The organism is Elstera sp., from assembly GCF_044372965.1.
Classification (GTDB): domain Bacteria; phylum Pseudomonadota; class Alphaproteobacteria; order Elsterales; family Elsteraceae; genus Elstera.
In genome coordinates this window covers 1-10,750 of sequence record NZ_JBILQX010000121.1, presented here as the reverse complement: position 1 = coordinate 10,750, position 10,750 = coordinate 1, and the positions used below count along the sequence as shown (strand labels likewise).

At 61.8% G+C, this 10,750-nt stretch carries 8 protein-coding genes; all 8 read right to left on the bottom strand.

The features are described from left to right. Positions 1 to 519: 519 nt before the first annotated feature. Positions 520 to 1,356, bottom strand: a complete 837-nt coding sequence (locus ACIQ36_RS14125) for a MipA/OmpV family protein (protein WP_395830355.1) — start codon at positions 1,354 to 1,356, stop codon at positions 520 to 522. A 119-nt stretch (positions 1,357 to 1,475) separates the two neighbouring features. Next, complete coding sequence (locus tag ACIQ36_RS14120) at positions 1,476 to 3,443, bottom strand: hypothetical protein (protein ID WP_395830353.1); 1,968 nt, start codon at positions 3,441 to 3,443, stop codon at positions 1,476 to 1,478. Between the two features lie 109 nt (positions 3,444 to 3,552). Then, on the bottom strand, positions 3,553 to 4,344 hold the full coding sequence (locus tag ACIQ36_RS14115; RefSeq protein WP_395830351.1) for a MinD/ParA family protein: 792 nt from the start codon (positions 4,342 to 4,344) through the stop codon (positions 3,553 to 3,555). Beyond that, the gene (locus ACIQ36_RS14110) at positions 4,341 to 5,411 is read right to left on the bottom strand and encodes a hypothetical protein (RefSeq protein ID WP_395830349.1); all 1,071 of its coding nucleotides are present in this window, start codon (positions 5,409 to 5,411) and stop codon (positions 4,341 to 4,343) included. The genes ACIQ36_RS14115 and ACIQ36_RS14110 overlap by 4 nt, the downstream gene beginning before the upstream one ends. 9 nt (positions 5,412 to 5,420) lie before the next feature. Continuing rightward, on the bottom strand, positions 5,421 to 7,475 hold the full coding sequence (gene flhA, locus ACIQ36_RS14105) for a flagellar biosynthesis protein FlhA (protein WP_395830357.1): 2,055 nt from the start codon (positions 7,473 to 7,475) through the stop codon (positions 5,421 to 5,423). A 102-nt stretch (positions 7,476 to 7,577) separates the two neighbouring features. Then, positions 7,578 to 9,002, bottom strand: coding sequence for a sigma-54-dependent transcriptional regulator (locus tag ACIQ36_RS14100; RefSeq protein WP_395830347.1), 1,425 nt, complete (start codon positions 9,000 to 9,002; stop codon positions 7,578 to 7,580). 80 nt (positions 9,003 to 9,082) lie between these two features. Then, positions 9,083 to 9,412, bottom strand: a complete 330-nt coding sequence (gene fliN, locus ACIQ36_RS14095; RefSeq protein ID WP_395830345.1) for a flagellar motor switch protein FliN — start codon at positions 9,410 to 9,412, stop codon at positions 9,083 to 9,085. Between the two features lie 50 nt (positions 9,413 to 9,462). Further along, positions 9,463 to 10,750 (bottom strand): hypothetical protein (locus tag ACIQ36_RS14090; RefSeq protein WP_395830343.1); only part of this gene is annotated, 1,288 nt, incomplete at its 5' end.

The following is a 10,750-nucleotide window of genomic DNA, read 5'->3' as shown; positions in this document are numbered from 1 at the left end:
CATCCCAGCGCCGAGGGTAAATTGCCAATCTGACTTTGCCGCCGGAACTGGGCTTGCGGGGGCCGCCCCTTGGGCGAGAACCGGGGAGGCGGCTAACATCAGCGCGCACAGACCCGCCCACCGCGCCATTTTGGACGCGCTGCGATCAATCATCCTACACCTTCATCGAAAGAGACTAAGAGATCAGGGCATTCCCCCCTGATCTTCACGGCAGAGTATTACCGCGAGTTTCTTGATTATCAAGAGTTATTTCATGAAAAACATGAAATTTTGATTGAAGGGAATTTACCGTCGCCGCCCGGAGTCGCCTGGGTTTCTTCTTAAACAGATACCCCCCCTCGGTGTCCGGTATCTGCCGCGCGCCAACTTGGAACGTCGGCCCGCCGCGCACGGTCTGGTGAAGGGGGCGGCGTGCGCATAACAAGATCAGGCTTATTGCGCGCACGCCGATTGATTTAGATCGCGCCCAACTGGGTTAGGTCGATATCGAGCACGAAGCATTGTCCGCCGCTTGACCGGTTAGAACCGATAGGACAGGCCGAGCATGGCGGAGGGTTGATTTTTCTCGGCCACCACAGGGCTGCTGCCCGCATCGCCCAGCAGCCGCGACAGACCGCCCGACATCATTAAGGTTGTGTAATTATTGAAGCGATAGTTCGCACTCAAGGTCACGCCAACATCTTTCAACCCGGCCTCCGCCTTATAAGCCTTTCGGCCCGACCGACGGGATTGGGCGGCATCGATGCCGAAATAATCGCCCATATACGCGCTATCGGCCCAGGTGCTGCTCAGTTCCGCCCCAAGCCTCAGCTTATCGGTGATCGGGTAGGCGGCGCCCAGACCGGCCTTCACCGTGAACCCATCGCTGCCGCCGATGTAGCGGTTTGCCGTTAGCGATGCCGTGAAGACCGAAAACTCGTACTCGGCCCCCAAGCTAGCGACGGCAGAAGCATCGATATCGCCCAAGCCGCGCAGGCGGTTAACCCCGCCGGATTTGGGTTTGCCGTCCTTTTCGTCGCGTCCGGGGGCATAGCCGAGGGCAGCGCTGACGCGCAGAGCATCGGTCGAGACAATATAGCCGCCAATCCCGCGCGTGGAGGAGAGGAACAGTCGTTCTTTCCATTCAACTTCTAAGATGGGCAAACCGCCGAGGACGAGCTTCTCGCCCCCCTCGTATTTCGGCGCAACACCGATCATGCCGCCAAGGGTAAACTGCCAATCCGACTTTGCGGGTTGTGCCGCCACTGCCGGTTTTGCCGGAGCTGCCGTGCCCTGTGCCAAAGCGGGAGCCGTTCCGAGGAGCAGAGCACATATGCCCAACCACCGCGCCAAAAAGGGCACGCTGCGTTTCGTCATTTTACACCTTTATCGAAAAATATATGTTGAATCAGGAAATTACTTCCTGTTCCTCCCTTTCCAATATCGGGGAAAATATCTCATATCAAGAGCTATATCGTGAAACATGCATTTTATATTCATATATAAAGACCACCTCGGCGCACCGCAGGCTGGCCGGTCTCCAGCACGAGGCGCGGGCCGACTTGGAAGTTTAGGCCGCCGATAACACCGTAGGCCGTGGTTCCGCCCAAGAAGGCGTTCCGCAGACCGTTGCGAATCTCGTCGGGGAGGGGTTTGGGGGTCCGCACGACAAGATCAAGCTTATCGTGCTTTGCCAGCCCATCGATTTGAATGGCCCCCAACTGAGTTAGATCGAGATCGAGCACAAAGCGCTGCCCGCCGCCCTCATTGTTTCGGTTGCGCTCGGCTTCCTCGTCGGAAACCTGATGCAGGTACAGCCGGATGGGTTCGATTATCGCGCCGCCGGTCATCACAGGAAGCGTGATCGCGCGCCAATCGGCCGCCGGGGTGCCGCGGGCTTCGTCCTCCGCCGCCTCGAACTCCTGGGTGAGGCCCTGGAGTGCGGCCCGTCCGCGCGCGCTGCGCTCGAGCGACGCCCGCGCCGGGTCACCCACCAGGGTGCGCACATCGCCCTTCGCGGCTCCGCTGGCGAAAACCATGAGGCTGGCGGCGAGCTGGGGGCCGATTTGCGGCATCATGGCCCGAATCGCCTGCTCCGTCGGCCCGCCGATTTGCTGGGCGGCGGCGATCAGCGCCGGAAGACTCGGATAGGTTGGGAAGCTTTGAAGGGGCGGTTGCGCCTGGGCGGATGTCGCCAGCGTATTCGGCGTCGCCGCAGGGGCGTTCAACTGCGCTACCAATTGCACCTGCGACCCTGGCTGCAAAGGCCCTGCTTCCAGCGATAAAATCGCCGACCCGATGGCAATAATGGGGCGGTTCTGTGCCCCATTCCCAATAACGGTTCCGGTGAGAACCGGCCCCGCGGGCTGTGGAATCGTCCCGTTCGGGGTGCCGGTCGCGGCTGTTGCTGGCGCGGTCGGCGATGCGGAGAGCAGCGCTGCTAACCCTTCGCGCAGAAAAGCGAACGGTGTGCTGGCCGGTGCCGGTGTTGTTGGGGGGGCGGCATGACCGCTTTTGACTGCCGTCGCGGTGTCCGGTTGCGGCGGCGTAACGGCGACAACGCGCACCGTAACCTGCTCGCCCGCCTGTGTGACGGCAAACACCGATAGATCGGCGGAGGGCGAAGCGGTCACAGGGAAACTCGGGGACGCGACCAAGGGCGCGGTTGATGCGGGGGCTGCCCTGCCCCCGGTAGACGGGGCAATGCCTGTTGCGGTCGACGAGGCGACTGCGCTCGCGCCTGGGAATCCCGGTGTCGCGGGCGTAGCGGGAGTGGGGGCGGGGGTGCCCAAACTCGGTGCGGACCCAGCCGACGGGGCCGATGTGCCCGGAGCCTGAACGCCGGGAAACGGGGCCGCCGGTGCGGACGCCGCAGGCGGGGTTCCGAGCAGGGCGGTCGGCGCACTCGGGGTCGCCGTGACCGAATGGGAGGCATAGGCGGCAACGCCCGCTTGAGCGGGAACGGTAGTCGGAGATGGCGCGCTCTGCGTCAGCGCTCCCGTCGAACCAGCCGAGGGCGTACCGGAGGCAAGCGGTGCCGGATCGGCGGGCCGAATGACGATGGCATTCAGCGTTTGCCCGGCGGCGGCTTGCGGTAACGGCAACAGCGGCGCGGCGGTTGTGGGCAGGATTGGCTGCGGCAGCGGGTTTGGATTGGTTCCGCCAACCAACTGCAATCGTTGCGACTGAAGCTCGGGCCCGATCTGAAACAGCAACTGCGTTCCCGCCTGCAAAGCCAGCGAGGAGCTAATCTTAATCGGGCCTTGGGCGGTGAGAAGACTATAGGTGTTTTGCGCAACCCGGCCCTGCACGGTGGCTTGCAGCACGGCCCCATTCGGGATTTGCTTCAACCAGCTTGGCATATCGGCCACACCGACCGTTCCCTCGAAGAAAAGCGGGGTGGGGCCGGTCGGGGCGCTGGTGATGATCCCTGTAGGCAAAGGTTGCTGCGGAACCGTGACCATTCTGTTCTCCGCCTGTCATGGACCTGGGCGCGCCCGGCAAATTCTTCCCACCGTCGCCCGTCCTATCGGTATAGGCCAAGTTTAACGCAAATTTTACGCCAGCCGAACCTTATTCGGCGGCGGCCCCGCGCGCCATCAGCCGGGCGGCAATCGCTTCGATATCCATGCCCGCGTCGCTGGTTGAATGTTTTACGAAAATTGGCGTTTGCGCCCGAATGGCTTCCAGCACCCGCTTATCTTTGCGGATGGTGCCCAGCAAGGGCGGCGTGCGTTTTAAGAAGGTTTCGCAGGCTTTGGCCAGGGTCTGATAGGTTTTATCGCCCTCGCCGCTGGTGCGGGCCTGATTGATGACGATGCGCAAATCGCACTGCGGATCGTCGGACAGGCTGACCTTCATGAAGGCATAGGCATCGGTCAGCGACGTTGGTTCCGCCGTGGCGACGACGATGCGCGTTCCGCACGGCAGCGCCATGATCCGCACGAGCCGGTCTACCCCCGCGCCAAGATCTAGAATGGCATAATCGTAATTCTTGGCGAGATGGGCAAGATCGCCCGCAAGGATCGACAGGCGCGTTGGCGGCAAGGCGGCAAGCCCCCCGGCACCGGACCGTCCGGCAATCACATCGAAGCCGCCCGGTGCATAGGGAACGCTCACCTGATGCAGTAACGCCTTGCCCGCAATCACCCACGAAAGGTCGCGCGGCGGCATAATCCCAAGCTGTACATCGACATTGGCAAGGCCCAAATCGCCATCGAACAACAGCACTTTGCGCCCCGCGCGGGCGAGGGCGGTGGCGAGCGAGATCGAGAAAAACGTTTTCCCGACGCCGCCCTTGCCCGAGGCAATCGCGATGAGGTTCGCGGCTTTGCGCGGCGGTTGGGTTGGTTGGGCTTGGGTCACGCCGGGGGCACCCCGAAGGAGGGACGGGGAGAATCGTCAAGGCGCGGGCTGGCCTCGCCGGGGGCGGCATAATCGTCAAAATCGTGCAAAGGCGCGTCGGGAATCAGTAACTTTGCCAGCGAGACCGGATTGACCGGTAGCAGCCCATCGGCCACGTGCGACGTGACCGAAACATCGCAGAAACTGAGGTTTGCCACGTCGGCGGCCACCAGGATCGAGCCGAGCCGCCGCGCCGCATCCAGCCGAGTTGCCAGAAGGCGCGTGGCCCCCAACCGCCCAAAGGCCTTGGCAATCGTCGCGGCTTCCTCCGGATCATAGCCCGCGGGGAGCACGAGCACGGCATCCATATTGCCCGCAGCAAGCAGGCGCTCGAGTTCGTCCATCTCCTCTTCATCATAGGGGTTCACCGCCCCGGTATCGATGAGGGTGAGGGTTTCCGGCCCGGCAATACGGCTGGCTTCCAGGGCGTCGGCGAGGGTTTCGGCATCGAGCGCGGTTTGCAGATCGAGCGACAGAATGCGCGTGAACGCCGCCAGTTGATCGACCCCGCCCGCGCGCATCGTATCCGTGGTAATCACATGTACCGGACGGCTGGATAGCACCGCGCGCGCGGCGAGTTTTGCGACAGTAACGGTCTTGCCGGAGCCGGGGGGGCCGATCAGGGCCAGTGGCTTTCCGGGGTGGCGTTCGGGCAGGGGGGCGAACTGGAAGGCGCTATCGAGGGCGGCGGCGAGCGTCATAATCGGCGCATCAACGGCGAGGGCCGAGGCCGCGCGGATCAATTTTTCTGCGAGGGGGGCGGCCGCCCGCACCAGCCGTTCCGACAAATCCGGCGGAACCCCATGCTTATCGAGCGCAATGGCAATGGTTTCGAGGGCATCCAGCGGCTGATCCATCGGCGGCAGGGTTGCCGCCATCGGATCATCATCAATCGCTGCCGTTACCCGCAGGCCGCGCCCCGATTCGCTACGCTGGGACGAGAGAATAATCGCGTTATCGCCGAGTTCCTCGCGGACCCGCCGGATCGCTTCCGGCATCGATTCCGCATAGAACATCTTCATCCGCATGGGGCGATCCTAAATCTGTCCGAGCGTGCGGATCTTCGCTTTAGGATGAATCTCCGATTGGCTCAGGATTGTGGTTGCCGGGCGGAAGCGTTCGATAATCGAGCGTACATAGGGCCGAATGGCGGGGCTAACCAACAACACCGGGCTTTCCCCCATCACGGCGAACCGATCAAAAGTTTGGCGGACCGACGAAATGAAGCGCTGTAGTTGTGACGGCTGCATGGAAAGCTGCTTCTCTTCACCCTGCCCAACGAGGGCTTCGGCAAATGCTTGTTCCCACTCCGGTGATAGGGTCACCAGCGGCAGCACGCCGCCGACCGAATGGGCTTCGGAGATTTGGCGGGCGAGGCGGGTGCGCACATGTTCGGTCATCATACTGACATTGCGGGTAAAAGCTGAAGCTTCGGCTACGGCCTCCAGAATCGTCGACAGGTCGCGGATCGAGACGCGCTCCGCCAGCAAATTTTGCAAGATCCGCTGCAAGCCATTGACCGTAACCTGACCGGGAATGACATCGGCAACCAGCTTCTGGCTTTCCTTGTCGATCTCGTTCAACAGCTTCTGGGTTTCGGCGTAGGACAGAAGATCCGGCATATTGTCCTTCACCACTTCCGTCAGATGGGTGGTGATGACGGTGGGCGGATCGACGACGGTATAACCGCGGAACAGAGCTTCTTCCCGGTTGGATTCAGCAATCCACATGGCGGGCAGGCCGAAGGTGGGTTCGGTGGTGGCTTCCCCCGCCAGCGAAATCGGCTCGCCGCGCGGGTCCATGACGAGCAGCATGTTCGGGCGCAATTCGCCGCGCCCGGCTTCCATTTCCTTGATCCGGACCACATAGGTGTTCGCCGGAAGCTGAAGATTATCCTGAATGCGCACGGCAGGCATGATGTAGCCCATTTCCGACGCGACCTGACGGCGCAGCGCCTTGATTTGATCGGTTAGGCGCGCGCCCTTGGGGGAATTGATCAACGCCAGCAGACCATACCCCAGTTCCAGGCGAATTTGATCGATTTGCAGGGCTGTCGAGATCGGCTCATCGGTCACGGGGGCAGCCGACCCCGGCGTTCCGGGAGCAACCCCCGGCGGAAGCCCCGACGCTGCAGCTTCGGCCGCTTCAACAATCGCCGTTTGTTGGCCGCGGCTGGCGTAAAAGGCCGCAGCCCCCATTCCTGCCGAGATCATAAGGAAGCCGACGGTCGGCATCCCCGGCAGAAACGACAGAACGGCAACCAGAACCGCTGCCATCCCCATCGCGGCGGGGAAGCCGCCGAGCTGGGCGACGAGCGCTTTATCGGTCGTGCCTTGCGCGTTGCCCTTCGTGACGAGCAAACCTGCGGCAACCGAAACGATCAGGGCCGGAATTTGGCTAACGAGACCGTCGCCGACCGTCAGAAGCGTGTAGTTGTTGGCCGCTTGCAGGAAGGAGAGGTTATGCTGAAGCGTGCCGATAAGCAGACCGCCGATGATGTTAATCATCGTAATCAGCAGGCCCGCAACCGCATCGCCGCGCACGAATTTCGCCGCCCCATCCATCGCTCCGTAGAAGGTGGATTCATCTTCCAACTGCTTCCGGCGCGCTTTGGCTTCGGCTTCGTTGATGAGGCCCGACGAGAGATCGGCATCGATCGCCATTTGCTTGCCGGGCATGGCATCCAAGGTAAAGCGCGCCGCGACTTCGGCAATACGGCCCGACCCCTTGGTGATAACGACGAAGTTTACGATCAGCAGGATGATGAAGACGATCACCCCGATGATGAAGTTCCCCGACATCAGCAAATTACCGAAGGTCTCGATGACGTGACCGGCGGCGGCGGTGCCTTGATGACCATTACTGAGAATAAGCCGGGTCGAGGCCATATTGAGCGCGAGGCGCAACAGCGTCGTCATCAGCAGAATGGTTGGGAACGAACTTAAATCGGTCGGGCGCTGAATGAACAGCGTTACCATCAGAATCAGCACGGACGAGGCAATTGATATGCCGAGCATAAAATCGAGCAGCCAAGTCGGCATCGGCAGAATCAGCATCACCAAAATGGCGATGACGCCGAGCGCAAGCCACATCTCGCCGCGTACAAGCAGCCCCTGGCCTAGTTTCAGCGCATCTTTAGCGCGCGCCTGAGCATTGGCGGGGACGATAGCCACGAGTTACCCTCCGAACTTAAACTATAGATGGGCGCGGTCGCCGTCGCCGGGTGGCGGAACGGCGATGCCCTCATCCGCATACTGGCGCAACTTATTGCGCAGGGTGCGGATGGAAATTCCGAGAATACTGGCCGCGTGCGTGCGATTGCCAATGCAATGCTGCAGCGTATCCAGAATAAGATCGCGCTCAACGGCTTCCACCGTTTGGCCCACAAGCGCCGTTGTTGGGCGCTCCTCACCCGTGCCGCGCGCGCCTAAGCTGCGGCTGACCGCCGCCGACCGGGCGAGTTCCGCGCGACTGACTTCGGGCGTTGCCACATCAGGCATCGACGATGCGCCAAGGCCACCCGCGCTATTCAGCACAATCGCGTCGTCGGAGATCATTGAGCCGACCGACATAAGAACGGCGCGGTGCAGCGTATTTTCAAGCTCGCGCACATTGCCGCGCCACGGGTGGCGTTTGAGCTTTTCTACCGCCGAGGCCGTTAACGGTCGATCCGCAAGGCCATTCAAATCGGAATATTTCTTCACGAAATGCTTGGCCAGCATGGCGATATCGCCGGGGCGCTCGCGCAAGGACGGCATGGCGAGATTGACGACGTTTAGGCGGTAATACAGATCTTCGCGGAACGTGCCCTTGCGGACTTCCGATTCAAGGTCGCGGTTGGAGGTCGCGATCAGGCGGATATCAACCTTGATTGGGCTGGTGCCGCCGAGCCGGTCGATTTCGCGTTCTTGGATCGCGCGCAGCAATTTTGCTTGCAGGCGCGGGTCCATTTCGCTGATTTCGTCCAGCAGGAGCGTTCCGCCATTTGCTTCTTCGAACTTGCCCAACCGGCGGGCTACAGCGCCGGTAAAAGCGCCCTTCTCGTACCCGAACAGTTCGGATTCGAGCAAGGTTTCAGGAATGGCGGCGCAGTTGACCGAAATAAACTTCTGCGCGGCGCGACGGGAGCGCCGGTGCAGATAGCGCGCCATAACCTCTTTCCCCGTACCGCTTTCGCCGGTGATCAGCACCGAGGCGTCGGAGGGGGCGATTTGGTCCGCGAGGCGCAACACGCGAACCATCGACGGGTCCGCATGCACGACCACATTGGCCTCTTCGAGCACCGCTTCGAGTACCGCGGCGATCAAATCCGGGTTTGGCGGCAGCGGCAGATATTCCTTCGCCCCGGCTTTAATCGCCCGGACGGCGGCACCTGCATCGGTTCCAAGGCCGCAGGCGACGACGGGCACAATGATCCGCTCGCTGCGCAACGCATCGATCAGGCGGGCGATATCGAGTTTTACGTCGATCATCAGCAGGTCGGCACCTTGCCCCGACCGCAAAGCGGTCAAAGCGCCTTCGATGTCAGCGACATGGCTAACTTTTGCCCCCCGCCCCATGGCAATCTTGCCGGCGGTGCTGAGGTGCCCATCCAAATGCCCGACGATCAACAGTCGCATCTGCTTGCTCCCGATGTTTCGCCCAACGGTGTCACACCGTTCATCCTACGCTTATCCTGCCCACCGTTGCCGGTTTAGGCTTAGTTGGAGCGATCGGACTTAATTATTTCCGTCATGGTCACACCCAGGCGTTCATCGACAATCACGACTTCGCCGCGGGCAACCAGACGGTTGTTCACGTAAATATCGATGGCTTCGCCGACTTTGCGATCCAGTTCCACCACCGCGCCACGGCCCAGCTTCAGCAATTGACTGACCTGCATCGTCGCCCGGCCTAGAACGGCCGAAATCTGCACCGGGATGTCGTAGACCGCACCCAGTTCACGGGCGCCACCACGGCCACCTTCGGTTTGCGACTCTTCGAGAGCTTCTTCAAGCTCCGAGAGATCCATCATCTTTTTTTCAGCCATTTCCCGTCTCCTTGGCTTTGTAAACTTTGCTTCCCGTGGCCCGATAGGGGTCAGAGCGAAGCGTTTTCGAACCCGTTTACCGTCACGCTTTCTTCCGCGAGACCGGCACCCGTACGATCCTTCAGATCGGCGACCGAGCGGCGCACAATCTCGGTGACATCATCCCAAGCCCGCACCACGAGGCGTTCAGCCCCGCCGTCGCCCCACTCGACGCGTACATCGCTGGGGCCAAGGGTAGGATCGGCCAAAAGCGAAACCTGGCCGGTAAACCCGCTGTTCAGCGCCAAACCATCGACCGTGGCGCGGAGCCGTTCGACCAGATCCCCATGAACCCGAATGCTCAGACGCGGCTGATCGATGGCCATGCCGAGGCTGTCGCGGATAACAGCCTGAATCTCACCAATACCATAGGTTCGGGCAAGCTCAGGCATCATTCGCGCAACGAGCGCATGGGCAAGGCGCGCTGCTTCGTGAGCGACTGCGCTCACAACCTGCTGACGATCCGCAAGAACGTTTGGCACCTGCTGCGTCATGCTTTCGAGCGCGCGGGCCGTGCGGGCTTCGATCGTTGCCATCGCCGTTTGCAGGCCCGCCGTTTCACCGTCGGCGTAGGACGAGGTCCGGGCGGCGGCCAGTTCCTCTTCGCTAAACGTCGGTGGGGGCGGGGGCGGGGGTTCTGGCTCCGGCTCGGGTTCCGGTTCGGGTTCCAGCTCGTATTCCGCGTCCACCTCGGGTTCCGGCTCGGGCTCGGGCTCGGGTTCGGGCGGCGGGGGCGGTGGGGGCGGGACGTAATCGAAGGAGCGATCGAACAAATATTTGCGCGGACCAACCGGGGCCTTGGGCTCCTGTTGGACTTCGTCGTCCAACGCTTCTTCCGCGTCCCCATCGAAAGTCAGCGCGTTTTCTTCCGCCTCATCGAACAACGTAGCGCTCATCGGTGCCTCGGCATCGCCCGCAGCCGCGTTGTCCGTGAACGGATCATCGCCTGCGACACTGTCAAAGGCTTCATCGCCGAAGGAGACCGAAAGACTATCGTCAGTCGCCGTTTCGCGCGAGACGGGGGCCGATTCTGGAGCGCCCAAATCGGCGAAAGGATCGGAACTTGCAGCCTTCATCGGCGCATCGGACACTTCGGCGTCAATTTCCGGCAATTCGCTTGAGAAAGAATCATCCTCGGCACCGAAATCCAGCGACGCATCAAGTGCTTCGGGCGCTGCGGTTTCCGGGGGGAGCGCAGCGGTTGTTACCGGGTCGGCTGAGTCCCAGGCGGCAAGGTCGAACCCATCTTCGGAGCGGGGGGCATGCGTCGGAGCAGTCTCGTTCGACGCGGGCGATTTC